The 26,992-nt window shown below is 65.1% G+C and carries 27 protein-coding genes; 18 read left to right on the forward strand and 9 right to left on the reverse strand.

Annotated features, from left to right (window positions below; genetic code table 11):
- The first annotated feature begins 35 nt into the window (after positions 1-35).
- The 13 genes from ACX80X_RS03570 (at position 36) to ACX80X_RS03630 (ending at position 13,851) form a co-directional block, all read left to right on the forward strand.
- Entirely contained in the window at positions 36-239 is a 204-nt protein-coding gene (locus ACX80X_RS03570; protein ID WP_056339984.1) for a ubiquitin-like protein Pup, read from the forward strand.
- A gap of 81 nt (positions 240-320) precedes the next feature.
- Positions 321-1,142, forward strand: a complete 822-nt coding sequence (gene prcB, locus ACX80X_RS03575) for a proteasome subunit beta (RefSeq protein ID WP_252598827.1) — start codon at positions 321-323, stop codon at positions 1,140-1,142.
- 1 nt (position 1,143) lies between these two features.
- The gene (gene prcA, locus ACX80X_RS03580) at positions 1,144-1,875 is read left to right on the forward strand and encodes a proteasome subunit alpha (RefSeq protein WP_248760570.1); all 732 of its coding nucleotides are present in this window, start codon (positions 1,144-1,146) and stop codon (positions 1,873-1,875) included.
- 1 nt (position 1,876) lies between these two features.
- Positions 1,877-3,241: a Pup--protein ligase gene (gene pafA, locus ACX80X_RS03585; RefSeq protein WP_056339994.1), complete on the forward strand. Its 1,365-nt coding sequence runs from the start codon at positions 1,877-1,879 to the stop codon at positions 3,239-3,241.
- Between the two features lie 110 nt (positions 3,242-3,351).
- A complete protein-coding gene (locus tag ACX80X_RS03590; RefSeq protein WP_252598828.1) occupies positions 3,352-4,293 on the forward strand; it encodes an FKBP-type peptidyl-prolyl cis-trans isomerase in 942 nt (313 codons plus the stop codon).
- Positions 4,294-4,334: 41 nt separating this feature from the next.
- Positions 4,335-4,730, forward strand: coding sequence for an FKBP-type peptidyl-prolyl cis-trans isomerase (locus ACX80X_RS03595; RefSeq protein ID WP_252598829.1), 396 nt, complete (start codon positions 4,335-4,337; stop codon positions 4,728-4,730).
- A 106-nt stretch (positions 4,731-4,836) separates the two neighbouring features.
- Positions 4,837-6,822, forward strand: a complete 1,986-nt coding sequence (locus tag ACX80X_RS03600; RefSeq protein ID WP_252598830.1) for a helix-turn-helix transcriptional regulator — start codon at positions 4,837-4,839, stop codon at positions 6,820-6,822.
- Positions 6,823-6,832: 10 nt separating this feature from the next.
- Positions 6,833-7,186, forward strand: coding sequence for a hypothetical protein (locus ACX80X_RS03605; protein ID WP_252565389.1), 354 nt, complete (start codon positions 6,833-6,835; stop codon positions 7,184-7,186).
- 32 nt (positions 7,187-7,218) lie between these two features.
- The gene (tatA, locus tag ACX80X_RS03610; RefSeq protein ID WP_056340008.1) at positions 7,219-7,494 is read left to right on the forward strand and encodes a Sec-independent protein translocase subunit TatA; all 276 of its coding nucleotides are present in this window, start codon (positions 7,219-7,221) and stop codon (positions 7,492-7,494) included.
- Positions 7,495-7,542: 48 nt separating this feature from the next.
- Entirely contained in the window at positions 7,543-8,337 is a 795-nt protein-coding gene (gene tatC, locus ACX80X_RS03615; protein WP_252598927.1) for a twin-arginine translocase subunit TatC, read from the forward strand.
- Between the two features lie 24 nt (positions 8,338-8,361).
- Positions 8,362-11,271, forward strand: a complete 2,910-nt coding sequence (locus ACX80X_RS03620) for a DEAD/DEAH box helicase (RefSeq protein WP_252598831.1) — start codon at positions 8,362-8,364, stop codon at positions 11,269-11,271.
- Between the two features lie 63 nt (positions 11,272-11,334).
- The gene (locus ACX80X_RS03625; RefSeq protein WP_252598832.1) at positions 11,335-12,990 is read left to right on the forward strand and encodes an amidohydrolase; all 1,656 of its coding nucleotides are present in this window, start codon (positions 11,335-11,337) and stop codon (positions 12,988-12,990) included.
- 117 nt (positions 12,991-13,107) lie between these two features.
- Positions 13,108-13,851, forward strand: coding sequence for a polyprenol monophosphomannose synthase (locus tag ACX80X_RS03630; RefSeq protein ID WP_104061495.1), 744 nt, complete (start codon positions 13,108-13,110; stop codon positions 13,849-13,851).
- Positions 13,852-13,991: 140 nt separating this feature from the next.
- Here ACX80X_RS03630 and ACX80X_RS03635 read toward each other — a convergent pair whose 3' ends face one another.
- The 4 genes from ACX80X_RS03635 to ACX80X_RS03650 all read right to left on the reverse strand — a co-directional run bounded on the left by ACX80X_RS03635 (position 13,992) and on the right by ACX80X_RS03650 (position 17,025).
- On the reverse strand, positions 13,992-14,339 hold the full coding sequence (locus tag ACX80X_RS03635) for an RNA polymerase-binding protein RbpA (protein ID WP_003802221.1): 348 nt from the start codon (positions 14,337-14,339) through the stop codon (positions 13,992-13,994).
- Positions 14,340-14,587: 248 nt separating this feature from the next.
- Entirely contained in the window at positions 14,588-15,538 is a 951-nt protein-coding gene (locus tag ACX80X_RS03640; protein ID WP_252598833.1) for an SPFH domain-containing protein, read from the reverse strand.
- Positions 15,539-15,570: 32 nt separating this feature from the next.
- Positions 15,571-16,035 (reverse strand): NfeD family protein, encoded by a 465-nt coding sequence (locus ACX80X_RS03645; RefSeq protein ID WP_104060872.1) that lies wholly within the window; start codon positions 16,033-16,035, stop codon positions 15,571-15,573.
- A 102-nt stretch (positions 16,036-16,137) separates the two neighbouring features.
- Entirely contained in the window at positions 16,138-17,025 is an 888-nt protein-coding gene (locus tag ACX80X_RS03650) for a methyltransferase domain-containing protein (RefSeq protein WP_252598834.1), read from the reverse strand.
- Between the two features lie 100 nt (positions 17,026-17,125).
- Here ACX80X_RS03650 and ACX80X_RS03655 point away from each other — a divergent pair, with 100 nt between their 5' ends.
- Positions 17,126-19,123, forward strand: coding sequence for a S9 family peptidase (locus ACX80X_RS03655; RefSeq protein ID WP_252598835.1), 1,998 nt, complete (start codon positions 17,126-17,128; stop codon positions 19,121-19,123).
- A gap of 20 nt (positions 19,124-19,143) precedes the next feature.
- Here ACX80X_RS03655 and ACX80X_RS03660 read toward each other — a convergent pair whose 3' ends face one another.
- The gene (locus ACX80X_RS03660; RefSeq protein WP_252598836.1) at positions 19,144-19,809 is read right to left on the reverse strand and encodes a peptide deformylase; all 666 of its coding nucleotides are present in this window, start codon (positions 19,807-19,809) and stop codon (positions 19,144-19,146) included.
- A gap of 59 nt (positions 19,810-19,868) precedes the next feature.
- Between ACX80X_RS03660 and ACX80X_RS03665 the strand changes: the two genes are divergently transcribed.
- The gene (locus ACX80X_RS03665) at positions 19,869-20,288 is read left to right on the forward strand and encodes a nuclear transport factor 2 family protein (protein ID WP_252598837.1); all 420 of its coding nucleotides are present in this window, start codon (positions 19,869-19,871) and stop codon (positions 20,286-20,288) included.
- A 13-nt stretch (positions 20,289-20,301) separates the two neighbouring features.
- Here the strand turns inward: ACX80X_RS03665 and ACX80X_RS03670 are convergent, their stop codons facing one another.
- The 4 genes from ACX80X_RS03670 to ACX80X_RS03685 are packed head-to-tail and all read right to left on the reverse strand — an operon-like array spanning position 20,302 to position 23,569.
- On the reverse strand, positions 20,302-21,444 hold the full coding sequence (locus ACX80X_RS03670; protein ID WP_252598838.1) for an FAD-dependent oxidoreductase: 1,143 nt from the start codon (positions 21,442-21,444) through the stop codon (positions 20,302-20,304).
- Positions 21,437-22,096 carry a class I SAM-dependent methyltransferase gene (locus tag ACX80X_RS03675; RefSeq protein WP_252598928.1) on the reverse strand — a complete coding sequence of 220 codons (660 nt, stop codon included), beginning with the start codon at positions 22,094-22,096 and terminating at the stop codon, positions 21,437-21,439. Before ACX80X_RS03675 ends, ACX80X_RS03670 begins: the two co-directional genes overlap by 8 nt.
- 45 nt (positions 22,097-22,141) lie before the next feature.
- Complete coding sequence (locus ACX80X_RS03680; RefSeq protein ID WP_252598839.1) at positions 22,142-23,323, reverse strand: type III polyketide synthase; 1,182 nt, start codon at positions 23,321-23,323, stop codon at positions 22,142-22,144.
- Positions 23,324-23,350: 27 nt separating this feature from the next.
- Positions 23,351-23,569 (reverse strand): hypothetical protein, encoded by a 219-nt coding sequence (locus ACX80X_RS03685; RefSeq protein WP_252598840.1) that lies wholly within the window; start codon positions 23,567-23,569, stop codon positions 23,351-23,353.
- A 498-nt stretch (positions 23,570-24,067) separates the two neighbouring features.
- Between ACX80X_RS03685 and ACX80X_RS03690 the strand changes: the two genes are divergently transcribed.
- Genes ACX80X_RS03690 through ACX80X_RS03700 form a run of 3 tightly spaced genes read left to right on the forward strand, consistent with a single transcriptional unit; the run spans position 24,068 to position 26,990 of the window.
- On the forward strand, positions 24,068-25,198 hold the full coding sequence (locus ACX80X_RS03690; RefSeq protein ID WP_252598841.1) for a tyrosine-type recombinase/integrase: 1,131 nt from the start codon (positions 24,068-24,070) through the stop codon (positions 25,196-25,198).
- Complete coding sequence (locus ACX80X_RS03695; RefSeq protein ID WP_252598842.1) at positions 25,195-25,542, forward strand: helix-turn-helix domain-containing protein; 348 nt, start codon at positions 25,195-25,197, stop codon at positions 25,540-25,542. Before ACX80X_RS03690 ends, ACX80X_RS03695 begins: the two co-directional genes overlap by 4 nt.
- Positions 25,542-26,990 carry a site-specific integrase gene (locus ACX80X_RS03700; RefSeq protein ID WP_252598843.1) on the forward strand — a complete coding sequence of 483 codons (1,449 nt, stop codon included), beginning with the start codon at positions 25,542-25,544 and terminating at the stop codon, positions 26,988-26,990. Before ACX80X_RS03695 ends, ACX80X_RS03700 begins: the two co-directional genes overlap by 1 nt.
- Positions 26,991-26,992 lie beyond the last annotated feature (2 nt).

Genomic DNA, 26,992 nt, shown 5'->3' on the forward strand with positions numbered 1-26,992 from the left:
CCGCCCGGATCCGAGGATTTAGAGGAGTGATCACCATGGCAGGCCAGGAGCAGCAGAAGCCACAATCACACGACAGCCAGGTCGAGGACGAGATCCCGGAGGCGCCTCCGGCAGCCCCGGAAGCCCAGGCATCGGCCGCCACCCAGGGCGTCGACGACCTCCTGGATGAAATCGACGGCGTCCTGGAATCCAACGCCGAGGAGTTCGTCCGCGCCTTCGTCCAAAAGGGCGGCCAGTAACCCGGTCCGGATGGGTGGCGGAAGCCGCGTCCGGCCGGAATCTGTACCGACGTTGAAGGACCACGTACAAGGAGTGCATCAGTGCAGGAAACAACCGCCAACCAGGTAGCCGGCAACGCGACATCCTCATTCACCGAGCATCTGCAGCGCGACCGTCCGGACCTGCTTCCGTACAACCGTGCCATGCCTGCTGCAGCGGCGGCGACAGCTCCGCTGCAGGTACCCCATGCCACGACGATCGTGGCAATGAGCTATGGCGGCGGCGTCCTGATGGCCGGGGACCGGCGGGCCACCATGGGCAACGTCATTGCCAGCCGGCACATCGAAAAGGTGTTCCCGGCCGACAGGTATTCAGTGCTGGGGATCGCCGGCACGGCCGGCATCGCGATTGACCTGACGCGGCTCTTCCAGGTGGAGCTGGAGCACTACGAAAAGATCGAGGGCACCCTGCTGAGCCTCGACGGCAAAGCCAACCGGCTGGGGGCCATGATCCGCGGGAACCTGCCGATGGCCCTGCAGGGACTCGCCGTCGTGCCGCTGTTCGCCGGCTTCGACACAACTGCCGGCGTGGGCCGGCTCTTCTCCTACGACGTCACCGGCGGCAGGTACGAGGAACGCGAGCACCACACGGTCGGCTCCGGTTCCGTTTTTGCCCGCGGCGCGCTGAAGAAGCTCTGGCGGCCCAACCTGGCCGAAGCCGAGGCAGTCTCCGTGGCGGTCGAGTCCCTTTACGACGCGGCCGACGACGACTCCGCCACAGGTGGTCCAGATCCCGTCCGTCAATTGTGGCCGGTGGTGTACACCGTGAACAGGGATGGCGCGCGGCGGATCCCCGAATCCGAGCTCGCCACTGTGGCGGGCAGGATTATCGAAGCCAGGTCCGCCGAACGGCGGGAGGCCTAAGATGACGCAGCAGTTCTATGTCTCGCCTGAACAACTGATGAAGGACCGTGCGGACTTCGCACGGAAGGGCATCGCCCGCGGCAGGTCCGTGGTGGTCATCAGCTGCCAGGACGGTATTGCCCTGGTCGCTGAGAACCCCTCACCCTCACTGCATAAGATCGGCGAGATCTACGACAAAATCGCGTTTGCTGCCGTCGGCAAGTACAACGAATTCGAAAGCCTGCGCCAGGCCGGAGTGCGGTACGCCGATGTCCGTGGTTACTCCTACGACCGCGAGGACGTCACCGCACGCGGGCTCGCGAGTGTCTACGCGCAGAGCCTCGGTGCCGTCTTCACCGCAGAACAGAAACCCTTCGAAGTGGAACTGGCCGTCGCCGAGGTTGGCCCCACGCCGGAACTGGACCACCTCTACCGGCTCACCTTCGACGGGTCCATCGCCGACGAGCACGGCTTCATCGTGATGGGCGGCCAGGCGGAGCGTGTCTCGGCGGTCATCGCCGAGGGCTGGCGACCGTCGCTGCGTTTCGCAGGCGCTGTCCGCCTGGCTACCCGCGGCCTGGCCAGCGGCCCAGACCCGGCCGCTGAACAGGGCGAAGCGGGAGGAACCCTTCCCGCCAAGGCCGTGGAGGTTGCCGTGCTGGACAGGCAGTCGGAGACCTCCCGGGGTTTCCGCAGAGCCTTCCGGCGGCTCAACGATTCTGATATCACGGCGCTGCTTGCTGAGGAGGACTGAGATGGACAAGAGAATCTTCGGTATCGAGACCGAGTTCGGAATCTCGTATTCGAGCCCCGATTCAAGGCCGTTGGCCCCGGAAGAAGTGGCCCGGTACCTGTTCCGCAAGGTGGTCAGCTGGGGACGGTCATCCAACGTGTTCCTGACCAACGGCTCCCGGCTCTACCTGGACGTCGGCTCACACCCTGAGTACGCCACGGCCGAATGCGACGACCTGGCCCAGCTCATCGCGCACGACCGCGCGGGCGAGCTGATCCTGGACGACCTCGTTGACGAGGCACAGGCAAGGCTGGCCGCGGAAGGATTCAACGGCACGGTCTACCTGTTCAAAAACAACACCGATTCGGCCGGCAACTCCTACGGCAGCCATGAAAACTACCTCATCCCGCGCCGCGGCGAATTCTCCCGGCTCGCGGAGATCCTGATCCCGTTCCTGGTGACCCGCCAGCTGATCGCCGGCGCAGGGAAAATCCTGAAGACTCCGCACGGGGCCACGTACGCGTTTTCCCAGCGGGCAGACCACATCTGGGAGGGCGTCTCCTCCGCAACCACCCGGTCACGGCCCATCATCAACACCCGCGATGAACCGCACGCCGACGCCGAATTCTTCCGCCGGCTCCATGTCATTGTGGGCGACTCCAACATGTCCGAAACCACAGCCCTGCTCAAGGTCGGCACCGTGGACCTCATCCTGCGCATGATTGAGGCGGGAGTGATCATGCGCGACATGAGGATGGAAAACCCCATCCGCAGCATCCGCGAGATTTCCCACGACCTCAGTGGAAGGGCGCTGGTCCGTCTGGCCAACGGCCGCCAGCTCACGGCCCTGGAGATCCAGCAGGAGTACCTCACCAAGGTCACGGCCTTTGTTCAGGAGCAAGGGGCCCACAATCCCCACGTACCGTTCATCCTTGATCTTTGGCAACGGACCCTGAACGCCATCGAGAGCGGTGACACCAGCACCATCGACACGGAAATCGACTGGGCCATCAAGAAAAAACTGATGGACAACTACCGGCAGCGGCACGGCCTGGGCCTGGACGCGCCCAGGATTGCCCAGCTGGATCTTACGTACCATGACATTTCGCGGAGTCGCGGGCTGTACTACATCTTGCAGTCCCGGGGTGCGGTTCGGCGGGTTGTGGACGATACCGTGATCAAAGACGCCGTGGACGTGCCACCGCAATCCACGCGGGCCAAGCTGAGGGGCGATTTCGTCCGGCGCGCCCAGGAACTGGGCAGGGATTACACGGTTGATTGGGTGCACCTGAAGCTGAACGACCGCGCGCACCAGACCATCCTGTGCAAGGATCCCTTCCGAAGCGTCGATGAGCGGGTGGATGCCCTGCTGGGCTCTATGGGCTGACGTTCAGGTTCACGGGCTATCCTTGATGGGGCCGTTCCTTGGCCTTGCAGCGGTGCCGGGCGTCTGATTCCGGTTCCGCGTCCACCCTGCCCCGACGAAAGTTCTCTTACGTGCGCCGACTCCTAGCAATCCTGATCCCCGGCCTGCTGCTGCTTACCGCTTGTGGCGGTTCGCCCGCAGCACCGGAACCCACCAGCCAGTCTGCCGGTGACACTGCCAAGTTCGACTCCCTGAAACTGACGGACAACGGTGACCAGAAGGCTCCCGGTGTCGAGTTCTCCAAGCCCCTCGAAGTCACCGAACCCACCATCAAGGTGGTCGCCGAAGGTGACGGTGACCGGGTCAAAGAGAACCAGATCGCAAACATCTCCATCCTCGCGCTCAGTGGTGCGGACGGATCCACGCTGGAGGACACCTTCCCCGGCGAGCCCGAACCACTGCAGCTGAACGAGGAACTGAAGACCGGAAGCCCGGTTATCTACAGCGCGTTTGTTGGCTCCAAGGTCGGCTCGAGCCTTGCCCTGGCCATCCCGGGCCAGGCCGCAACCGCAGAAGGCGCCCCCGCCCAGCCAACGCAGCTTCTCCTGATCAAGGTGCTCTCCACCAAGGACGCACCGCAGACCGTCGCTCCGCTCGCAAAGCCCGAAGGCGAGACTGTCACCCCGCCGGCCGGCCTGCCGACCGTGAAGGACAACGACCAGGGCGTGCCGGAGATCTCCGTTGACGGAATCGCCGCGCCCACAGCACTCGTTTCCCAGGACCTGATCAAGGGCAACGGCGCGGAGGTTAAGGAAACCGACACGTTGACCGTCAACTATGTTGGCGTGAACCTTGTGGGCGGCACTAAATTTGATTCAAGCTTTGACCGCGGCGAGCCGGCCAGCTTCCCGTTGACCGGCGTCATTCCGGGCTGGACCCAGGGACTGGCGGGAAAGACGGTGGGCTCCCGGGTCCTCCTGGTGGTCCCCAAGGACCTCGCGTACGGTGATGCCGGCCAGGGCGAAGCCAAGGGTGACCTTGTCTTCGTTGTGGACATCCTCGGCGTCAAGTAAACAGCAACACATCACCCACCCAAATAATCAAAGGAGCAACCATGTCATTTGGTCAGCGCGATTTCGACCGCCAGAAGCCGGAAATTGACTTCCCGCAAGGCGATGTCCCCACCGAACTGGTTATCACCGACCTCATCGAGGGCGACGGTGCCCAGGCCAAAAAAGGCGACACCGTCTCCACCCACTACGTCGGTGTGGCCTGGTCCACCGGCGAAGAGTTCGACGCTTCCTGGGGCCGCGGCGCCCCGCTGGACTTCCGTGTGGGCGTGGGCCAGGTCATCCAGGGCTGGGACCAGGGCTTGCTGGGCATGAAGGTAGGCGGCCGCCGCCGCCTGGAGATTCCGTCCGAACTGGCGTACGGCTCCCGCGGGGCCGGCGGAGCCATTGGCCCCAACGAAGCGCTGATCTTCGTGGTGGACCTCGTGGGCGTCCGCTGACCGAAGCATCGTAACGCCGGAAGGCGCGGTAACAATCAGGGTTTTGTTTTCCTGTTGGTTGCCGCGCTTTCTGCTTTCCGCGGAGGAGTTTAGTAACGTAGCCAGCGTGTCCGTCTCCCGTACTGAACGCCTGCTGAACCTCCTGATAGCCCTGCTGAACACCAAATACGGCCTGCGCCGGGCAGAGTTGCGGGCGAAGGTCTACCATGACACGTCCGGCAACGACGTGGCCTTCGGCAGGATGTTTGAGCGGGACAAGAATGACCTCCGGCAGTTCGGCTTCGATGTGGAAACCGTCACGGACCTCGGCTGGAGCGAAGATGATCCGGCCACCACCCGCTACCGCATCGGCAAGGAATCGAACCGCCTGCCTGATGTCCAGCTCAGCCCGGGGGAGTGGACCGTCCTCCTCCTGGCGTCCCAGTTATGGGAGCGTGCCGCCCTGGGAACCGCCGCTGCCAGCGCCCTCCGCAAGCTCCAGGCCTCCGGCACCGTGTCCGACGTCGAACTTCCGGTTGGTGTTCAGCCGCGGATCCGGCCGGCGGGCCAGGCCTTTGATGATGTGGTGGCTGCCATGCACGCCCAGCACCCCGTCAGCTTTCCCTACCTGGCAGGCACCACCGGCAAGGAAGAGCAACGGACTGTGGAGCCGTGGGGCCTCGGCAGCCGCTTCGGCCAGTGGTATCTGACCGGCTACGACCGCTCGCGCAAGGCACCGCGCCACTTCCGGCTCTCCCGGTTCACGGGCCCCGTCACGGTGCTGGAGAAGGAAACCTACCCGGCGCCGCCGAACTTCAGTATCCGCGCAGAACTGGACCGGCTTCCGGAGCTCCCGCTCCGGACCGCCGTCGTGGACGTCCGGGAGGGCCGCCTCCTTGGCCTGCGCCGGCGCGCCACGCCGGTTGCCGACGGGAGTGCCGGAACGCCCGACGCCGGCTACGAACGGCTGCAGGTCAACTTCAGGGACGCTGAGGTGCTGGCCGAGGAGCTCGCATCCTATGGCCCGGACGCTGTGGCACATGCTCCCGACGAGCTGGTGGCAGCCGTGCGGCACCGGCTGCGCAACGCTGCCGCCTTCTGCGCCGCTCCCAGCCCTGCATATCTGTTTGCGGACGCACCGCGGGGTCGCGTCATCCGGAAACGCACGTCTGAGGACCAGCTCAAGCGCATGCTGCAGCTGGTGCCGTTCCTGGTCCACAACCAGGGCCTGCATATCCAGGACGTCGCAGCCCGCTTCGGTGTCACGCCCGCGGAGCTGGAAAGCGACCTGCGGATCCTCATCTGCTCCGGCCTTCCCGAGGGATACCCTGACGACCTCCTGGACATCCATTGGGAGGAAGGCCACGTTTACATCACCCAGGACCTGGATCTCAAGAGGCCGGTCCGGTTTACGGTGGACGAGGCCTGCGCGCTGCTGACCGGGCTCGAGACGCTCAATGGGCTTCCCGAACTTGCCGAAGGAGGTGCCCTGGAGTCGGTGACCCTCAAACTGATGGCAGCGGCCGGCGAAGAAGGGCTGCGGGCCGGTTCGCTTGCCGGTCCGGAGGTGGGCCCGTCGGATTCGGCCGTCCTTGACGTTGTCCGTGGTGCAATCCAGGAGCGGTCGCAGCTACGGCTCGTGTACTTCTCCGCCCAGCGCGACCAGGTCTCCGAACGGGACGTGGATCCGCTCCGCCTGTATTCCCTGGACAACACCTGGTACTTCGAGGCCTACTGCCATTCGGCCGAGGGGCTGCGGAACTTCAGGCTGGACCGGGTGCAGGAGGTCCACCCGAACGGAAATCCCGCCTCCACGCAGGTCCGGGCCGGGGAAAGCTTTCCGGCCAAGCTGTTCACGCCCAACGACGACGACACCACGGTCCTCGTACAGCTCACCAGGCAGGGCGCCGGCTTGGCGGACGATTATTACGCCGAACGTGTGGCACCCCTTCCCCACGGCGGCCTCGTAGCCGAGATCCGCTTCGGCAGCACTGCCTGGCTTCCCATGTTCGTGGCCCAGCACGGCGGGGCCGCCCGGATCCTCGAACCTTCCGAGCTGGGGGCGGCAGCGCTGGACTGGATCGAGGCGGCCCTGGCCGGGTACGGCGGCTAGACTCGTCAGCATGCCTTGGTGGTCCTGGATCCTGATCTGGATTGCGCTTATTGCGCTCTCCCTGCTCTTTTATGTCCTCCTGGGCATCCGGCTGTACCGCCAGTTCATGGCGGTAATGAAGGACCTGGGCGCCGCCGGAGCTAAAGTGGCACACCTGGCGCCGGCAGCGGCCACCGTCGATGACGGCTCCCAGCCGCCAGGGTCAGCTCCGCCCGGTGCGGCTGTTTTTGCCTCACCGGCCCAGATGCGTCATGATTACGACGCATCCAAGTCATCCCGCCGGGAGGGCCGCCGCCAGAGGCGCGTCCAGCGTAAGCACGATCGGGGCCAGCCCCAGTCACTTCGCGATCTCAATCTCAGTTAGACGTAGGATGTTGTTAGAGGAAAGGATTTCCCGTGGGAAGACTCTTTGATGGCCCGTGGCCAATTGTCATTATCATCGTCGTTGCGCTGCTGCTATTCGCCGCGCCCAAACTCCCTGCCATGGCCCGCAGCCTTGGCCAGTCCATGCGGATCATCAAGTCCGAGGTCAAGGAAATGAAGAACGACGGCAAAACCGACTCCACCGACACGGCTTCCGGCCCGGTGGAAGGCAAGATCGTTAACCACCCGCCGGCGAAGCCCGGTGAGCCGACCGACGGCACTGACGTTCCGCCGTCGACCCGCGCCTAACCCGAAGTGGCACTGACGCGGGGCCGTAAGTCCAACCCTGAGGGGCGGATGGCTCTTTGGGACCACCTCAAAGAGCTCAAGAACCGGGTGATCAAATCGGCGATTGCTGTGCTGGTTGCCGGCGTGGGCGGCTGGTTCCTTTACGATCCAGTCGTGGCCAGCCTGTCGGACCCGCTGATTTCCATTGCCCGGGATACGGGGCGCACCGCGGTCCTGAACTTTGCGACCATCGCAGATCCTTTTGCCTTCAAGATCCAGATTGCCATCCAGATAGGGCTGGTTATCTCCAGCCCTGTCTGGATCTATCAGGTGTGGGCTTTTATCACCCCGGGTCTGACCAAGAAGGAACGCGGCTACACGCTCGGCTTCATGGCGGCCGCTGTGCCCCTGTTCCTGGCCGGTGTGTTTGTAGCCTGGCTCGTGTTCCCCACCGTGGTCAGGGCGCTGCTACAGTTCACACCCGCCACCGGCGCCAACAACATCTCGGCCACCGACTACCTGACGTTTGCCACGCAGATGTTGCTTATCCTCGGGATCTCTTTTCTGGTCCCCGTGATCCTGGTCGGCATCAACATGGCCGGTGTGGTCAGGGGCCGGACCATCCTCAAAGCCTGGCGGATTATCGTCTTCCTGGTCTTTGTACTGGCGGCACTGGCCGCACCAGGCACGGACGCGCTGTCCATGTTCCTGCTTGCTGCGCCGCTGCTGATTCTGTTCTTCGCGGCGATCGGGCTGTGTATCTTCAACGACAAGCGCCGTGACAAGCGCGTGGCGCAACAGGCTGCTGAGACGGACGCGACAGCCGACATCGCGACGCCCGGCAACGAACTGAAGAACCTGTAGCGCGCGGCGCACTAGGCTTGAGGCATGTCCTCTATTTCCGGGCCACTCTCGCCCTCTGAAAGCTACCGGGCCAGCGCGGAACGCACGGCCGAAGCGGGCACCTACCTCGGCGGGTTTGTCCGCACCCTTGATTTTGAACTTGACGAATTCCAGCGCCTCGCCTGCCGGTCCCTCCAGGACGGCAAGGGAGTGCTGGTGGCTGCCCCCACTGGTGCCGGTAAAACCATCGTGGGCGAATTTGCCATCTATCTCGCTTTGCAACGAAACCTCAAGGCCTTCTACACCACCCCGATCAAGGCTCTGAGCAACCAAAAATTTACGGAACTCTCCGAAAAGTACGGGGCGGAAAACGTCGGTCTACTTACCGGCGACACCAGCATCAATGGCGACGCCCCCGTGGTGGTCATGACCACGGAAGTCCTCCGGAACATGCTCTACGCGGACTCGGACACCCTGGATGACCTCGGCTTTGTGGTCATGGACGAAGTCCACTACCTCGCGGACCGCTTCCGTGGTGCCGTCTGGGAGGAAGTCATCATCCACCTCCCCAGCGAAGTCCAGGTAGCCTCCCTCAGCGCCACGGTTTCCAACGCAGAAGAATTCGGTGCCTGGCTGGATACCGTGCGCGGCGACACCGACATCATTGTCTCCGAGCACCGCCCGGTTCCCCTGTGGCAGCACGTTATGGTGGGCCGGGACATCGTGGACCTGTTCGCCGGAGAAACCACCTTCGACGAAATCGCGCCGCCCGCGGATGCGGAGACCGGAGCTCCACTACCGGTCCAGGAGCGGCTCACCGCGGCCACCAAGGACGCGGACGGGCCGGGGTTCGAGGTCAATCCGGACCTGCTCAAAATGGCCCGCAGCGAAGGCCAGCAAAGTTTCGCCGGACGCTTCGGCCACGGCGGACGGAGCCAGCGCCGGCAGCACCGGCAACGGACAGAGGACCGCCCCCGGCAGGGAGCCCAGCCCGGCGCCGTCCGGAAGGCCAGCCGTCCCCAAGTGATTGCCAGCCTGGACCGGCAGGACCTGCTGCCCGCCATCACGTTTATCTTCTCGCGGGCAGGCTGCGATGCCGCCGTTGCCCAATGTGTCTCGTCCGGACTCTGGCTGACCACGGAGAAGGAGCAGCAGATCATTGCGCAGCGCGTTGACGAGGCCGGGCAGGACATCCCGTCAGAGGATCTGGACGTCCTCGGCTTCTGGACGTGGCGGGATGGCCTGCTGCGTGGTTTCGCGGCCCACCATGCCGGCATGCTTCCCACCTTCAAGGAAGTAGTGGAGAAGCTATTCGTCGAGGGCCTGGTCAAGGCTGTGTTCGCCACCGAAACGCTGGCCCTGGGCGTCAACATGCCGGCCCGCTCCGTGGTCCTGGAGAAGCTCGACAAGTTCAATGGCGAAGCCCACGTGGACATCACCGCGGGGGAGTACACTCAGCTGACCGGCCGCGCGGGCCGCCGCGGCATCGACATCGAAGGCCATGCCGTTGTCCTGTGGCAGCCGGGCACGGACCCTGCTGCTGTTGCCGGCCTCGCCTCGCGGCGTACGTATCCGCTGAACTCAAGCTTCCGGCCGACGTACAACATGAGCATCAACCTGTTGGCGCAGTTTGGCCGCGCACGTGCGCGGGAAATCCTTGAATCCTCCTTCGCGCAGTTCCAGGCTGACCGGTCCGTTGTCGGACTTGCCAAGCAGGTGCGCAGCCGCGAAGAGTCCCTCGCGGGATACGCAAAATCCATGACCTGCCACCTCGGAGACTTCACCGAGTATGCCCGGTTGCGCCGTGAACTGTCCGACGCCGAGAATGTCACCTCCCGCAGCAAGTCCCGGGCTCATAAGTCGCTGAATGAAGACTCCCTGGCGCGGCTGATGCCCGGCGACGTGGTGGACGTCCCGGGCGGGCGGGCGCCCGGACCGGCGATTGTGCTCAGCTCGGACCACAGCGGCAGGGAGCCGCGGCCTGCCATCCTGACGCTCGACAACCAGCTCAGGCGAATCGGCACCGAGGACCTTGAGGGCCCCATCGCGCCCCTGACACGGATCCGCATTCCGAAGTCGTTCAACGCAAAGGTCCCGAAATCCCGGCGTGACCTCGCATCGTCGGCCAGGAATGCACTGCGCGAGAACCGCCCGCCTGCCCCCGGCCGCAGCACCGATTTTGGCATGGGGTCCGTTTTGCCCCATCAGGAGAAACGCATCACGGAGCTTCGCCGGGCGCTCCGGGCCCACCCCTGCCACGGCTGCAGCGAGCGTGAAGACCACGCGCGCTGGTCAGAGCGTTGGTGGAAGCTGCGCCGGGAGACGGATGCCCTGGTCCGGCAGATCCAGGGCCGGACCAACACCATTGCCAAGACCTTCGATCGCGTCTGCGATGTCCTTTCCGCCTACGGCTACCTGGAAGCGGGAGCTGACGGGCGCCTGGCCATCAGCCCGGACGGCCATCGGCTCCGCCGGATCTACGGCGAGAAGGACCTGCTGATTTCGCAAGCACTGCGGCTGGGCGCGCTCAACGACCTGGACGCCGTCGAAGTAGCGGCCCTGGCCAGCGTCCTGGTCTACCAGGCCAAACGCGAGGACAGGGGCCTCCGCCCCCGGATGCCCAGCGTCTCGCTTGAATCGTCCGTGGATGTGGTGGTCCGGGAATGGTCGGCCCTGGAGGACGTGGAAGAGGCGAACAAACTTCCGCTGACTGCCGAACCGGAACTCGGTCTTGTCTGGCCGATGTACAAATGGGCCAAGGGACGCCACCTCCAGGAAGTGCTTAACGGCACGGACCTGGCGGCGGGCGACTTCGTCCGTTGGGTCAAACAGGTCATCGACCTCCTGGACCAGCTCGCCAAGATTCCCGGCCTGGATCCGCGCGTCTCCAGGCTTTGCGCAGAAGCAATATCACTCATCCGCCGCGGCGTCGTGGCCTACTCTTCCGTACTTTGATGTCCCGGCTCTGATGCACCGGCAGCCTGCCTTCTTCCCCCTAGCCCCAGGAGCTTCGCCCGCATGACCACTGAACGTTCCACCACGCCCGCGCCGCACGAGCGGAAGGTGGTCCTGTACCGCAACGGCTCGGTCTACACAGCAGCAGACCCCTTTGCCACCGCCATGCTCGTTGACGGCGACACCGTTGCCTGGGTCGGCTCCGAGCAGGCGGCATCCTCCATCGCCGACAGTTCCATGGAGATCATCGACCTCCATGGAGCCCTCGTAGCGCCGGGGTTTGTTGACTCCCACGTCCACCTCACGGAAACCGGCATCGCACTGGGTTCCCTCCAGCTGGGCGGGATCCGTTCCGCCCGGCAATTACTCGATGCCGTGGCCGCAGCCAAAGGCGACGGCCCCCTGCTGGGTCATGGCTGGGATGAATCCACGTGGGAGGACCCGGCCCTGCCGGCGCCCGAGGAGCTTGAGCAGGCCGCCGGCGGCAGGCCCGTGTTCCTGGCCAGGGTGGATGCGCATTCGGCGTTGGTCTCTTCCTCCTTGGCTGCCGCCGCCGGGCTTGGCGGGCTGGACGGCTACAGCGCGGGTCCACAAGTGAAGCAGGCCGCCCATACAGCGGCCCGCCAGGAAGCACGGCGGCTCCCGGAGGCCAGCCTCTTGGCCTACCAGCGGCGCGCCCTGACCGAAGCGGCCGAAAACGGTTATGTGGCACTGGCGGAGATGGCCGCGCCGCATATCGGCGGAGTTTCCGACCTCCGCCTTGCCGCCGCGTGGAACACGGCGGCCGGAGAGGCCATGCCGGAAATCCTGCCGTACTGGGGCGAACTGGCCACCTCCGAGGAGCAGGCCCGGGCACTGCTGGACGAACTGGGCGTATCCGTGCGCGGCCTGGCAGGCGACCTGAACATTGACGGTTCCCTCGGCTCCAGGACAGCGGCACTGAGGGCCGGCTACAGCGACGCGGCGGGGGAGCGGGGCAGCCTCTACCTCTCGGCAGAGCAGGCCGGCGCCCACCTGGCGGCCTGCTCGCTGCTGGGCATCCAGGGCGGCTTCCACGTCATCGGCGACGCGGGACTTGATGCCGCGCTGGAGGCACTGGAACTCGCGGCCGCCGAAGTGGGAGAACAACGGATCCGTGCAGCCGGCCACCGCTTCGAACATGTGGAAGTCGCAGACCCCAAATCAGTGCAACAGCTGGCCCGCTACTCCGTCACCGTCAGCGCCCAGCCACGCTTCGACGCTGACTGGGGGAACGAAGGCGGCATGTATGAGCAGCGCCTGGGGAGCCGGAGCCGCTCCATGAACCCGTTTGCCTCGTTCTATGCTGCCGGTGTTCCCATCTGCTTCGGCAGCGACAGCCCGGTGACACCGCTGCGCCCGTGGTCCAGCGTGCGAGCCTGCCTGGAACACCACAACCACGCTGAACGGATCTCGGCCCGCGCAGCGTTCCTCGGCCACACCCGCGCGGGGTGGCGGGCAGCAAAGCACCACAACCCGATGGCCGGGCAACTGGTTCCCGGCGCACCAGCCAGTTTCGCTGTTTGGGATGCTGAGGAGCTCATGGTCCAGGTGGCGGACGGCCGCGTCCAGTCCTGGAGCACGGATCCGCGTGCCCGCACGCCCCTTCTCCCGGCACTTGATAACGGCGTGGACCCGGTGTGCCTGCAGACCGTGAAGGACGGCGTGGAGCTGCATTCGAGTCCGGCACTGCGCTCCTGACCGGACACACCGGCCAGCGCCCCCATAAAGCGCCCTATAATAGGTAGTTGCGCCTGACCGCCAGCTACTCCGCTACGGTTCAGCCGCTCCGACTGCTCCCGTCCAGGAAGGCCCTTTGTGCGCGTCCTCACCATCATTCCTACTTACAACGAGCTGGAATCGCTGCCCAAGACTCTTCAACGCCTCCGCGCAGCCGTACCGGCCTCGGACGTACTGGTGGTGGACGACAACAGCCCGGACGGCACCGGTCAGCTTGCGGACGGCTTTGCCGCCGAGGATGCACAGGTTCACGTCCTGCACCGCAAAGGCAAGGCTGGCCTGGGAGCCGCCTACATTGCCGGGTTCAAATGGGGACTCGAGGCAGGCTACGACGTCCTGGTGGAAATGGATGCGGACGGCTCACACCAGCCCGAACAGCTTCCCCAGCTGCTGGAAGCCGTTGAACAGGGCGCGGACCTTGCCATGGGATCCCGCTGGGTTCCCGGTGGCAGCGTGGTCAACTGGCCGCTGTACCGGCAGGCGATTTCACGCACTGGCAGCACGTACGCCCGGCTGATGCTGGGCCTGAAGATCAAGGACGTCACCGGCGGCTACCGCGCCTTCCGGCGGACCACGCTGGAAAAACTGAACCTCGACCTTGTCGATTCAGTCGGCTACGGCTTCCAGGTTGACTTGGCGTGGCGTGTAGCCAAGCTGGGCCTCAGGATCGAGGAACGCCCCATTACGTTCGTGGAGCGCGAGCTCGGAGCGTCAAAGATGAGCGGCAACATTGTTGTTGAGGCCATGGTCAACGTCACCAGGTGGGGCCTGCAGGCACGCTGGAACAAGCTCACAGGCAAGAAGGATCCGGCACAGGGCTGACCTGCAACGCCGTTAGGACAAAAGATAAGGGCCGGGCCGGCAACGTGATCACGTTGCCGGCCCGGCCCTTTCTTAATCGTTCAGATCGCGTCAATCGGTGACGCTATGACCTCGGTGGGAGGCCGTGACCGCCGCTGGGGTCAGGCGCTGCGCCGTTCGCCACGGCGTTCGCGCAGGATGGTCAGCCGGTCCTCGAGGATCTGCTCCAGCTCCGGAAGGGAACGGCGCTCGAGAAGCATGTCCCAGTGCGTACGGACAGCCTTTTCGTTGCTGGTGTCCGGACGTTCGCCATCAACGAGGAGCGCTTCCTTGCCGGTCTTGGAGACCCACACAGGAGGAATTTCAGCCTCTGAAGAGAACGTCACGAAGACCTGCTCGCCGTCCTCGCACCGGTATTCGACGCGCTGGCGCGGAGCCGGCTCAACGCCGGACTCGGTCTCCATGCTCTGCGCGCCAAGACGCATACCCCGCAGGCTGCGATCGCTCATGTTTTCTCCCTCTGGTCGGTTCGCGGAGCAGGACTCCACGCAAGCCGGAACGGCATAACCGCCCCGGACTACTCTGTGCACTGTGCTGCATCATAAGATTCAACGCATTGCGAAGCTTTCTTGTTCCAGCGGATCTGGTCCGACCGGACAAATACTCAATTATACCGGCGTGGGGCCTAGCCGCAAAACGGGAGGGGACCCGCAACCAAGCGCGAATCCCCTCCCGCCCCGTATGGGGCAAATCCGTGTCAGGACCCAGGCTGTTTAGCGGGTTCCTCGTCGAACAGCCCGCCGCCGCTGGCGGTCGGATCAGGATTGGTACCGCCGAGCGCCTGGCCGATGCCCTTAAGTGCCTCGCCAATTTCGCTGGGAATGATCCACAGCTTGTTTGATGATCCCTCTGCGATTTTCGGAAGCGTCTGCAGGTACTGGTAGGCCAGGAGCTTCTGGTCGGGGTTGCCCTTGTGGATGGCGTCAAAGACCTTCTGGATGGCCTGTGCCTCACCGTCTGCGCGGAGGATGGCCGCCTTGGCGTCGCCCTCAGCCGCAAGGATCGATGCTTGCCGCTGGCCCTCGGCCGTCAGGATGGCAGACTGCTTGGTGCCTTCGGCCGTGAGGATCGCAGCGCGGCGGTCTCGCTCGGCCCGCATCTGCTTCTCCATGGAGTCCTGGATCGAGTGGGGCGGGTCAATGGCCTTGAGCTCCACGCGCGAGACCCGGATGCCCCAGCGGCCGGTTGCCTCGTCCAAGACACCGCGCAGCTGGCCGTTGATCTGGTCGCGGGATGTGAGCGCCTCTTCCAGGTTCAGGCCGCCCACAACGTTACGCAGGGTGGTAGTGGTGAGCTGCTCCACTGCCTGGATGTAATTGGCAATCTCATAGGTGGCTGCGCGCGGATCAGTGACCTGGAAGTACACCACAGTGTCGATGGACACCACCAGGTTGTCTTCGGTGATGACCGGCTGCGGTGGAAAGGACACCACCTGCTCCCTCAGGTCCAGGAGCGGCAGGAGCCGGTCCACAAACGGGATCAGGATGGTGAGTCCCGGGTTAAGGGTCCGCTGGTACTTGCCGAGCCGTTCAACGACGCCGGCCCTCGCCTGCGGGATAATCCGCACTGAGCGGACCAAGACAATGATCACGAACACGATCAGGACCACCAGCACAATGGCCAGGGCGGCTCCTCCTGCGTTATCCATACGACTCCTATTCCCCAATTGTTAGGCTGTACTTAGGACTGAGTGGCCTGCTCCGGCTGGGCGGAAACAACAGCCGTGGCCCCGTCGATGGCGGAGACCACTGCCTTCTGTCCGGCAGGCAGGACGCCGCCGGAGGACCGGGCGCTCCAGACATCGCCCCCGATCTTGACGAGGCCGCCGGTGGAGCTGACTGCTTCCATCACCAGGGCCTGCTCGCCGATGAGCCGGTCAATGTTGGTGCGCTGGTCGGCGGGTCCCTTTTTCAGGTGGCTTAGTGCCACCGGGCGGACAAAGGCGATCATCAGCAGTGAGACGACGCAGAACACCACAATCTGCAGCCACAGGTCAGCGCCGGCAAAATCTGCGACGAGCGCGGCAAGTGTTCCGCCGCCGAGCATGATGAAGAACAGGTCAAGGGTGATCATTTCGATCACTGCGAACGCGAGGAAGGCGGTGAGCCACAGGGCCCACCAGTTTTCGCCGAGCCATTCAAACATTCCGTCCCCCTTGACCATTCGGTAGCTGTCTATCTATCCTAGTCCGCCGGAAAGCAGGACGGCAGGTTGCGTGAAGGGCAGCGGTTGAACGTGGCCACGTCGTTACGGTGCGGACGGTGCCGGACGGAAGACCGTGATCCGGAATCGTGCCTCCACCTGGGTCGACACCCCGCTGCTCCCGATTTTGGCGGCAATGGCCGTGCGGTCCAGGTGGTGCCCGGCCGGACCCATGAAGGCCAGGTCAGCCAGCTCGCTGGCCGTCAGCATCATCAGGATATCCAGGTCCCGGGTGGACTCGGCGGCGAAGTGCGGCGAGAGGGAATCTGCCAGCCGCGCGTCCTTGCCGTCCTCGATGGACAGCATCCCTGCCTGGGCGGCTACGGCGGCCAGGTGTCCGGCGCGCGGCGTCACCACCACCAGCCTTCCGCCGGGGCGGAGGACCCTGGCGAATTCGGCGGCGTTGCGGGGAGCGAAGATCACCGTGATGGCGTCGACGGCGGCGTCGGCCACCGGGAGCGGCTGCCACACATCGCAGGCAAGGCTGATTGCCTCGGGGTTGAGGCGCGCGGCGCGACGGAGCGCGAACTTGGAGATGTCGAGCGCGACGGCGGCGTAGCTGGCCGTGCGCCGCTGCACCTCATCCAGCACCACCCTGAGATAGTGGCCGGTCCCCGTACCCGAATCGAGGACCATGAATGGTTCGCCCGGGGTTATCCCGGGCACGACGGCGGCCGCGACGGCGTCTGCCAGGGGGCGGTAATGCCCGCCGTCGAGGAAAGCGAACCGGGCCGCCACCATCTCTGCGGTGTCGGCTTCAAAGACTGTCCCCTTGCCCACCAGCAGGTTGAAATAGCCCTGCTTCGCCGCGTCGAAGCCGTGCCCGGATCCGCAGACCAAGGCCTTGTGGGCCGCGTCACCCGGCCCGACCCGGACATCCAGTGCGGCGCCGCACACGGGGCAGCGCAGCGGAGGGCGGGGGCTTGATGGCATACGGACCATCTTAGGGCGGGGAGCGGGCCGGCGCGGAGCCCGCGCGAGTGGTCCGGCCGCATGTTCGCGTGGGGGAAAGCCGCACGTTAGGCTCACGTGGGTGAAGCCAGAACACCTCCCGCTGCTCAATTCCGTCTCCGCGCCGGCCGTTCACCCGGACGGCAGCCGCGCTGTTGTGTCGGTGACCAGGCCGGATTTCACTGCTGACTCCTACGTGGGCCAGCTGTGGAACATCCCGTTGAACCAGGAGCAGCTGCCGCGACGAATAACCAGGGGCTTCCGGGACACCGGCCCTGCCTTCTCTCCTGATGGACTGGTCCTCGCCTTCCTCCGGACGGGCGGACCGTCGTCGAAAGCGCAGCTCGTCGTGGTTGAGGCCGGCGGCGGTGAACCCCAGGTCATTACCGACAGGCTGCTCGGAGTGGAATCCTTCGCCTGGTCTCCTGATTCGCACCGGATAGTTTTCAGCTCCCGCGAGCCCGAGACCGGACGGTACGGCAGCAGCGAAGCCATCACCGCGGAGGCGGAGGCCCCACGGCTGATCTCCTCCTACCAGTACAGGCTGAACAGCGTTGGCTACACGCGCGACAAGCCGCAGCAGCTGTTCATCGTGGACGTCCCGGAACTCGGCGGCGAACCGCTGGCGCCGCCTGCGGCTCCGTCGCTGCCGGAAGCCCGGCAGCTGACGTCGCTCGCCACGGACGCCAGCTCCGGATTTTTCAGTGCAGACGGATCAGCCGTCTACTTTGTGGCAGCACCGCCGGAGAACGACGACGACTTGGCCACCTTGATCTACAGGGTGCCGGTCTCCGGCGGCGACCCCCTCCCGGTGGATAAGGGAGTAGCCGCACCTCAAACCGTCTCGGAAGTCCGGCAGTCCCGGGACGGCAAATGGCTGTTCTACATTGCCCGGGACCTGGGCGGCTCGGGCCGGGACTTCGTGGCACGGAACGCCGTGCTGTACTGCGTAGCGGCCGACGGCGGCATGCCGATTGCGCTGACCGACCCAGAGTTGATGGACGTTGCGGCGCCGGGTGCCCGGATTGAGCTCCGCGGCCCGGACCACGCCCTGGTCCTGAACAACGCGCAAGGCTCGGTTGAGCTCCTTGAGCTGGGGGCGGCGGGCGGGCATGCCCTGCTGGTGCACGGCGACAAGGTGGTGACGGGCGCTGCCTGGGCGGGTGGTTCGCTGCTCGTCGTATTCAGCGATCCGTCTACTCACGGGGACCTCGGAGTGCTCGACGACGGGCAGCTGCGGCTGCTGACAGACTTTTCGGCCGTTCTGCGGACACAGACGGACATTGTGGTTCCACAGGAGCTGACGTTTGAGGCGCCCGATGGCTATCCCGTCCATGGCTGGCTCGTCAGGCCTGCGGGCAAGGGTCCGCACCCGGTCCTGCTGAACATCCATGGCGGGCCGTTTGCCCAGTTCACCGTTGCCCTGTTCGACGAAGCCCAGGTGTACGCGGCTGCGGGCTATGCCGTGCTGATGTGCAATCCGCGCGGCTCCGCCGGCTACGGCCGGGAGCACGGGCTGGCCATCAAGGGCCGCCTTGGCACCGACGACATGGAGGATGTCCTCGCGTTCCTGGACGGGGCGCTGGCCAAATTTCCGGCGCTGGACGCGGGCCGGCTGGGCATCATGGGCGGCTCGTACGGCGGATACCTGACCGCCTCGACCATCGCGCACCACCACAGGTTCCAGGGTGCCATTGTGGAGCGCGGATTCCTGGACCCGGTCAGTTTCGAGGGCTCGGCCGACATTGGCTGGTACTTCGGCAACGAGTATCTCGGCAGCTCAACGGTGGAGGTCGCCGCGCAAAGCCCGTTCGAGCACGTGGGCAACGTGCAGACCCCGACGCTGGTCATCCACAGCGAAAACGATCTCAGGTGTCCGCTGGAGCAGGGCCAGCGGTATTTCACGGCCCTGAAGCGGCGGGGTGTGGAAGCCCAGCTGCTGGTGTTCCCGGGCGAGGACCATGAACTTTCCCGGTCAGGCAGGCCGCAGCACCGGCGTCAGAGATTCGAGCACATCCTGCGCTGGTGGGCCCGGTTCCTCCCGACCGACGCAAATCCGGCAGACGCACCGCCGGAGTGACGCGGAGGCGTGCAGGCGCGTCAGGGGTTCTCGGGCAGGAATCCCAGGGCCGCACGGGCCTTTCCGATCCCCGGCTCGGCCCAGTTGGCGGCGTACTCGGCGTTGGAGCTCAAGGACCTCAACTCGGCGCGGTCAACGTAAAGGGTGCCATGGAGGTGATCGGTTTCGTGCTGCACAATTCTCGCCTGCCAGCCCTCGAATTCCCGTTCCGACGCCAGGCCTCCGGGGGTATCGAACCGGAGCAGCACCCGCTCTGGCCGTACTACCACTGCCTGCAGGCCGGTCAGTGAGAGGCACCCCTCGAAGAACGCGGCGCTTTCCGTTCCGACGGCCGTGTAGTGCGGGTTGATGATGGTGAGGAACTCCAGCGGGCTGCGGTGCCGCAGCGCAGCGGCCTCGGGGTCGACGTCGTACTGGTCCTCAAGGACTGCCAGCTGCAGCGGGATTCCGAGTTGCGGGGCGGCCAACCCCACACCAGGGGCTTCGTGCATCACGTCGCGCATGAGGGCAATCAACTGGTCCAGCTCGGCGGCGCTGATCTGGCCGTCGAAGGACGCGGCCCGCTGGCGGAGTACGGGATTCCCGGCCTGGACGATGGGCGGCAGCGATCCCGCAGACAGGATTTCCTGCACCCGTTCCCTCAGGTGCGCAGGAGTGAATGAAGTAGTCGGTGATACAGGGGTCATGCGGAAAGCCTAGCGGCGGACGCCGCAGGGCGTCGGCCGCGTCGGCTAATGTCGATGCCATGGCTGAACTGATTGCGTCCGAACCCAACGCACTGGAACTTGTCCTGGACTTTATCCGGACCCTGGAAGCCGGCGGTGACGGCGGGGCCATCGGCCGTTTCCTCGCTGCGGACATCGTGTTGGTCGAGGCGCCGCATCTGCTCGCGGCTGAAGGCTCCACGCGGACGCGGGACCAGGCGATGGCTGGCCTCGATCAAAGCGGCGAAGTAGTGGCGGACCAGAAGTTCGGGATCCGCCGCACTACCTGCGAAGGCGGTCGGGTTGTGGTGGAGGCCGACTGGTCGGCGCGGACGCTGATGGACCTGCGGTACTGGGATGCCGGGGAGACCATCCGCGCCCGGACGTCGTCGGTGTTTGAAGTCCGGGACGGCCTGATCATCAGCCAGGACAGTTACGACTGCTACTTCGTGAATTCCTGACCCGGTGCGGGGGTTACTGCATGGTGAACCGGCGGGCCACCAGCCTGTTGGCCGCCGGAATGCCGGACACCGCGCTGACTGCGTGGTTCCTCAACGCCAGGAGCGGCCGCCCCAACGGGCGCCCCAGCGTCATATTCACTTCGGACTGCCATCGCGCTACCGAGGCGGCCTTGCGACGCCGGGCGGAATAGGCGTGCAGGCGCTGGCCAACCGGTTTCCCCGCCAGGGCATCACAGATGATCGGCGCGAGTTCCGCCGCGTCCAGCCAGCCAAGGTTCATGCCCTGGCCGCCGATGGGGCTTATTTCATGGGCAGCATCACCGATCAGGACGGCCCGCCCCGAGACTGATCGGCACGCCACCGTGGAGCGCGGGCTGAAGCTACTGAGCATGGTGTTGGTGGCCGGGTCCGGCCGGATCCCCGTGCGGTGGTGGACCATCCGTGCGAGTTCGACGGCGTCCGGGACCGGTTCGGGCCGGGGAACCCTCACTACCCAGCGGCGGAGTCCGCCCGGCAGCGGAAAGGATTCCACTATCCCTTCGGCTTCGAGGTACAGGACGGCTTCGTTCAGGTTTTTGCCGGTACCTTCGAAATCACCCATCACATAATGGTCGGGATAGGTTCGGGACGTGGCCGGGATGCCCAGCAGGCTGCGCATCAGGGACCGCGAGCCGTCGGCGGCGACCACAAGGCGTGAGGTGATCCGGGTGCCGGCACCGCCTGTCTTGGTGGCGGCAGCACGGACGGTGACCAGTCCGCCGTCGTCCGCTATTCCCGTCACCCTGGCGCCCCTGACGAGCGCCGCACCGTCGAGTTCGTGTACACGCTGCTCCAGCAGGGATTCCGTTGTGACCTGGGCGAGCGACAGGACAAACGGGAAGCGCTCCGAGACCGACGCGAAAGACATTGACCCTACGGTCTTAGCGCCGCTGACTGCAATGCCGCCGCGGATCTGCACGCCGGCATCAACCATGGCGCTGGCCACCGCTGCCCTGTCCAGCGCCGCGAGGGCCGGGGGATGGATGCCGATGGCCCGCGAGTGGTGTTCCCGGTGGAGACGCTGTTCAAGGACCTGGACCGCGACGCCTTCCTGAAGCAGCAGGGCGGCGAGATACAGACCCACGGGTCCGCCGCCGACGATCACCACGTCAGCCATCGGGATGGTCCGGACCGTGCATGAGGACCTGATGGAAAGGGGAATGGCGCGCCACCTGCCAGCCGGGGGGAGCGGCGGCGGTGAGTTCCGCCGGGGTGTAGCTGCGCCTGATCGAGGTCAGGCCGTCCGCTCGGATGAACGAGCCGCGGAAGGGGAGGGCGGCCAGGGAGAAAAGTGCGTAGGCTGCGATGTTCCGGCGGAGGTCGTTGTGCAGGGAAATCCGGCGCCCCAGGGCTTGCGAATCTGCCAGGAGCTGAGCCAGGTCCGCTGGTTGGAGGTGGTGGATGACGTGGTTCGAGATGACGACGTCGAACCGGCGGCCTTCGCGGACCATGTCGGCACTGTCCGCCTGGCGGAACCGGACTGAGACGTGGTGGGGGCGGCGTAACGAGTAGCTGTATGCCCTGGCGTCCGGGTCAATGCCGGTGACCTCGAGCAGCAGTTTGTCCCGGGCGGACCAGAGGGCGAGCTGGCGTGCCAGGTCCCCGCCGCCGCATCCTATGTCGAGGAGCGTGGTTTCAGTGTCGTGGGAGAGGAGAGGGCGAAGCTCGCGGCGGTACAGCTGCCGCCAGCCGGAGAAGAGCCGGTTCACCAGTCCGAATTGCCGGTACGTGAGCTCGAGTTTGGTGGGATCACAGTCCGGCAGATCCATCATTTCCACTGCGTCGGCAGCCCTTTGCCGCATCAGGGACACAGGTCAGACCAGTGACGAGGCCGCCTCTGGCTGCACCGCCCGATTCCCGGTGGCTGCCTGGCGGAGTTTCGTGAAGAGCCCGGTCTCCACCGTGAGTCCGGGGCCGAACGCCATGGAGCAGATGCGTTCCTCACCCTCCACCGGCGGCTGCTCCAGGATGTGCCTGAGGACAAACAGCACGGTGGCGCTGCTCATGTTGCCGTAGTCCCGCAACGTATCCCGTGCCGGAACGAGTTGCTCGTCGGTGAGTTCAAGGCGCGTCTGGACCTTGTCAAGGATGCTCCGGCCGCCGGGGTGGATGGCCCAATGGCGGATGTCCCGGTAGGGGAGTCCACGCAGCGAGGGATCCCTTGTCAGCAGCGGTGCCAGGGCGCCGATGATGTGATCGTCGATGATGTGGGGGACGTAGTTGCCCAGCACCATTTCGAAGCCATGGTCGCCGATGTTCCAGGCCATGGATTCCTCGCCCACCGGCGTAAGGACGGTTTCGAAGTGGTCCAGTTGCATCAGCGCAGGTGCGTCCGGATCGTTCCGGGCCGTAACGATGGCTGCCGCCGCGCCGTCGGCGAACAGCGCCGAACCCATGATGGTGTCGGGATCGTTCGAGGTCCGCACGTGCAGGGAGCACAGCTCGGCACAGACCACCAGGACAACGGCCTGCGGATCTGCTTCGCAGAACGACTTGGCGGCCCGCAGTGCTGGAAAGGCGGCATAGCAGCCCATGAATCCGAGGTGATAACGCTGGACGGCAGGGTCCAGCCCCAACGCACGGACGATCTTATAGTCAGGACCGGGGTTGAAGAATCCTGTGCAGGAGACGGTAATGACGTGGGTTATGTCAAGCAAGGACAGATCCGGGCAGGCGCCCACGGCAGCCCGGGCGGACTCGACGAAAAGTTTGGTGACCTCCCGTGCGAAGAACTCGTTGCGCACCTTGGTGGTGGGGTTCAGGAGCAGGCCCGTAGATGGATCAAAGAACTGCGGATCGTCCGAACGGAACGCCATGGTCATTTCTTCGACGGCGGTATGGCGCGTATCGATGGCGGCTGAATCGAAGCAGGTACTCACCAGCCGCGAGCCCAACCTGGTCAGGCCCGGCTGGGCTGCAAAAACGTCCCGGGCTTCGGTCTGGACCAGCACGGTGGGCGGAACAGCAGTTTCGAGTGAACGCACGTAGACCGTCATTGGTTCATTCTTGGCGAGCACACGGGATTAGACAATGGCCGGGCTGGCCGGGGAGCCGTTTCCTGTGCCGCCGGCCGGTGTTCCGGACACAAAAGCGGGGGCCGGCGAATTGTCCGCCAGCTTGTCGGGCTGGGTGCTGGAGCTGGCTTCAACGCCGGCGTTGGCCAGCCCCGATGACTGAGCGGATGAGGTTGGTACGCCGGTTACGGCGCCATACGCCGAGGTGGCGAGTAGAACCGTGAGCATGCCGGCAGCAGCAGATTTTTTCTGCGCATGCGCCGACCGGTGACTTCAACGGTGCCTTGCTCGGCGCGGAACAGGCCAATCACTGGCGTGTCATTCCATGAGGCATGGATCTTGGGTTTGGGTCAAGGACGACCAGCCGGACCTGACGTGCGTCAACATCCAACGGAAGCCCCGGAGTTGCCCGCACAACGTCGGCTTAATGCAGGCCACTCTCCGCTCTCAGATCACGCCGATAATATACATTATGTAAAGTTGAATCCGGCGAATCGCATCTGGTGCGAATTCGACGGACTTTGATACCGCTGCCCCGCCGACAACCGGCGACACCTGGGATTCCTTATGTTTTCGGCTCTTAGAGGGTCGACGGCAACACGTTACCGGAGCTAGATCAGCGTGACGTGGCGGACTGCGCGAATGAAAAATCCCCGCCGTTACAAGCCGTTTTGCCATGGACTCGCATAATATGCGAAAGTATCGCGTGTTATGCGAGGACAACATGTGACCAGACAGCCAGGGCCGGCGGGAACGGCCGGGCAGCAGATCGCCCGGGATGTGGCGTTGTTTAACCCTGCCGAGCAGGTGTTCCAGGCGATGCTGGACGGGTGGCGCAATCAGCAGTTGAGCCGGAACCTTGCCTTCACGACGATCGCCCGGCGCGAGCAGGTCATCCAGCGTTTCCGCTCGTTTACCGGTGAGGATCCGTGGTCCTGGACCGTGGGCGATGTCGATGAGTTCTTCATGGAGCTGCGTGCCGTCCGCTCCGCGAGCCATTCGACGCTGCTGGCGTACCAGAACGCGCTTCGCCTGTTCCTGGGCTATCTGACCCATCCGGCCTACGGCTGGGAGCAGGAATGCATGGAGCGGTTCGGCACCCACCCGGTTCAGGTCTGCCATGAGTGGAACACCGCCGCGCATGTCCAGGAAGCATCTGCCCGCCCGCGCAAGCGACCGCTGACCCGGGACGAGCTGCAGGACCTTTTCGACTACGCCGATGACCGGGTCGATCACGCCCGCAAGCAGGGGCGCAAGGGCTGGATCTCGGCGTTCCGCATCGCCACGGCCATCAAAGTCGCCTACGCTTGGGGCCTGCGGCGCAACGAGGTGCGCATGCTCGAACTGACCGACTTCGGGACCAACCCGCACGCGCCCGAGTTCGGCGGATACGGCGTTCTTTACGTCCGGCACGGCAAGGCGATGCGCGGTTCACCTCCCAAGCGCCGCAGCGTCCTGACGGTCCCCCACACCGGCTGGGCCGTGGACTGCCTGAGGCAATGGATCGAGGAGGTCCGGCCGACCGGAGCCGGTGAGGAACAGGCGTCCCTTTGGCCGACCGAGCGCAGCGGCAGGGTCAGCGCCGATTCACTGACCCGGGAATTCACCCTGCTACGGACCGGACTCGGGCTCGCGGACGGCATCGATTTTCACTCCCTGCGCCGCTCCTACGTCACCCACCTGATCGAGGACGGCTACGACGCCCTGTTCGTCCAGCAACAGGTCGGACACGAACACTCCTCCACCACCGCCCTCTACACCGGCGTTTCCTCCGATTACCGCACCCGGACACTGCGGGCGGCCATGACCAAGATGGCCGCAGAAGCCACCGGCACCGACCAGAGGAAGACGCCATGAAAAAGCACATCGAATACTCCTGGCGGCTGCGCGAAATCATGGCCGCACGCGGACTGTTCAACATCTCCGACCTCATCCCCCTGCTCGTCGAACGCGGTATCGAACTCTCCCCCTCGCAGATCTACCGGCTCGTGGGACAAAAACCCGAACGCATGTCCATGACTCTGCTCGGCGCACTCTGCGATGCCCTCAACTGCACGGTCGAGGACCTATGCCACTTCCACACCGTTGCCACAGCCCAGCGCAAGAGCGCCGTGAACGGTCCTTCATCGAACGGCACGAAAGTGGTTGACCTGAACACGGCGATCAGGCCCAAACGCGCCCGCGTCCGTCCCGCCGAGTAATGCTGACCCCTGACGAGAAGCTCTGCGCCCGCTGCCGGAAACCGGCCGCCAGGCTTGGGGCGAAATGGCCGGAGGGGCGGGTCTGCCGGCTCTGTTACCAGCGCGCGGCCCGAACTCACGGGACCTGCCCGGGCTGCGGCACCGACCGGCTCCTGCCGGGCCTGGACGGCACGGGATCCCCGGTCTGTGTCGACTGCGCAGGCATCCCGGCCGACTTCCACTGCACCCAATGTTCAGCCGAGGAAGAACCCTACCGGGCCCGGCGCTGCGCCCGCTGCTGCCTGCGCGACCACCTGGCGGAACTCCTCGACGATGGCACCGGCACAGTGTCTGAACCCCTCAAGCCCCTGCACGAGGGAATCTGCGCCCAGCCGCATCCCCGCAGCGCGCTGACCTGGCTGCGCAACCCGGACGTCCGCGATCTGCTGTCCTCCATCGCCACCGGCGCCCGCCCACTGGCCCACACCACCTTCGATGACCACCGGTCACCGCGCACCGCCATGCACCTGCGGGAACTCTTTATCGAGCACGGACTGCTGGGTCCGATCGACCGGAACCTGCTGCACTTCGCGACCTGGCTGGACCGGATCCTGGCAGAGCTCACGGACCCGGATCACCACGCCCTCATCAAACAGTTCGCCACCTGGCACCACCTGCGCCGGATGCGCCAACTCTCCGCCGCCGGAGAACTGAACTGGGGCACCGCCCGCGCAGCCAAACAGGATATCTCCGTAGCCAGGGACTTCCTCCGGCATCTCTCAGAACGAGGGAAACTGCCCTCCCAATGCCGGCAGGCGGACATCGACCACTGGCTCGCGACAGGACCGACAACGCGAAGCACCGCCAGAACCTTCGTGCGCTGGGCCGTCCGGAACAAGCATCTTTCCCGCGTCGAATTCCCCTACCGAAAAGCTGAAACCCGGCCCGTCCTGGACCAGAACGAACGACTCCGGCTGCTCCGCGAAACACTCGACAACCACCACATCCCGCTCCACCACCGCGCCGCAGCAGTCCTGCTGCTTCTCTACGCCCAGCCGCTGACACGCATTGCCGGCATGCGATGCGAGCAAATCACCCGCACCGACGACGGCGAAACCGTCATCGTCTTCGATGACCAGCCGGTCCCTGTCCCTCACCCCTTCGACGAAATCCTTCAAGAGCACCTCGCCGACCGGCCGAACATGAACACGGCCGCCAACCGCGCCTCGGCGTGGCTCTTTCCCGGATACCGGCCCGGCCAGCATCTTCATCCCGGTCATCTCATGAAGAAGTTGCGCGAAAGCGGCATCCACCTTCTGGGCGCCAGGAACGCCACGCTTCGCGCGCTCGTCCTGACGATGCCTCCTCCGGTTGCAGCCCAGGCTCTTGGCTACAGCACTCAAATCACCGAACAGCACGCCAAGCAAGCTGGCAACACCTGGGCCACCTACGCCTCTTACCGGCGATAGCA

It is taken from the genome of Pseudarthrobacter sp. MDT3-1, from assembly GCF_054510755.1.

Bases quoted from the DNA above. Each gene is read 5' to 3' on its own strand.
- ACX80X_RS03570 (WP_056339984.1), top strand. From the start codon at position 36: ATGGCAGGCCAGGAGCAGCAGAAGCCACAATCACACGACAGCCAGGTC.
- prcA (WP_248760570.1), top strand. From the start codon at position 1,144: ATGACGCAGCAGTTCTATGTCTCGCCTGAACAACTGATGAAGGACCGT.
- pafA (WP_056339994.1), top strand. From the start codon at position 1,877: ATGGACAAGAGAATCTTCGGTATCGAGACCGAGTTCGGAATCTCGTAT.
- ACX80X_RS03595 (WP_252598829.1), top strand. From the start codon at position 4,335: ATGTCATTTGGTCAGCGCGATTTCGACCGCCAGAAGCCGGAAATTGAC.
- ACX80X_RS03605 (WP_252565389.1), top strand. From the start codon at position 6,833: ATGCCTTGGTGGTCCTGGATCCTGATCTGGATTGCGCTTATTGCGCTC.
- tatC (WP_252598927.1), top strand. From the start codon at position 7,543: ATGGCTCTTTGGGACCACCTCAAAGAGCTCAAGAACCGGGTGATCAAA.
- ACX80X_RS03620 (WP_252598831.1), top strand. From the start codon at position 8,362: ATGTCCTCTATTTCCGGGCCACTCTCGCCCTCTGAAAGCTACCGGGCC.
- ACX80X_RS03625 (WP_252598832.1), top strand. From the start codon at position 11,335: ATGACCACTGAACGTTCCACCACGCCCGCGCCGCACGAGCGGAAGGTG.
- ACX80X_RS03635 (WP_003802221.1), bottom strand. From the start codon at position 14,339: ATGAGCGATCGCAGCCTGCGGGGTATGCGTCTTGGCGCGCAGAGCATG.
- ACX80X_RS03640 (WP_252598833.1), bottom strand. From the start codon at position 15,538: ATGGATAACGCAGGAGGAGCCGCCCTGGCCATTGTGCTGGTGGTCCTG.
- ACX80X_RS03645 (WP_104060872.1), bottom strand. From the start codon at position 16,035: ATGTTTGAATGGCTCGGCGAAAACTGGTGGGCCCTGTGGCTCACCGCC.
- ACX80X_RS03650 (WP_252598834.1), bottom strand. From the start codon at position 17,025: ATGCCATCAAGCCCCCGCCCTCCGCTGCGCTGCCCCGTGTGCGGCGCC.
- ACX80X_RS03660 (WP_252598836.1), bottom strand. From the start codon at position 19,809: ATGACCCCTGTATCACCGACTACTTCATTCACTCCTGCGCACCTGAGG.
- ACX80X_RS03665 (WP_252598837.1), top strand. From the start codon at position 19,869: ATGGCTGAACTGATTGCGTCCGAACCCAACGCACTGGAACTTGTCCTG.
- ACX80X_RS03670 (WP_252598838.1), bottom strand. From the start codon at position 21,444: ATGGCTGACGTGGTGATCGTCGGCGGCGGACCCGTGGGTCTGTATCTC.
- ACX80X_RS03675 (WP_252598928.1), bottom strand. From the start codon at position 22,096: ATGGATCTGCCGGACTGTGATCCCACCAAACTCGAGCTCACGTACCGG.
- ACX80X_RS03680 (WP_252598839.1), bottom strand. From the start codon at position 23,323: ATGACGGTCTACGTGCGTTCACTCGAAACTGCTGTTCCGCCCACCGTG.
- ACX80X_RS03685 (WP_252598840.1), bottom strand. From the start codon at position 23,569: ATGCTCACGGTTCTACTCGCCACCTCGGCGTATGGCGCCGTAACCGGC.
- ACX80X_RS03695 (WP_252598842.1), top strand. From the start codon at position 25,195: ATGAAAAAGCACATCGAATACTCCTGGCGGCTGCGCGAAATCATGGCC.
- ACX80X_RS03700 (WP_252598843.1), top strand. From the start codon at position 25,542: ATGCTGACCCCTGACGAGAAGCTCTGCGCCCGCTGCCGGAAACCGGCC.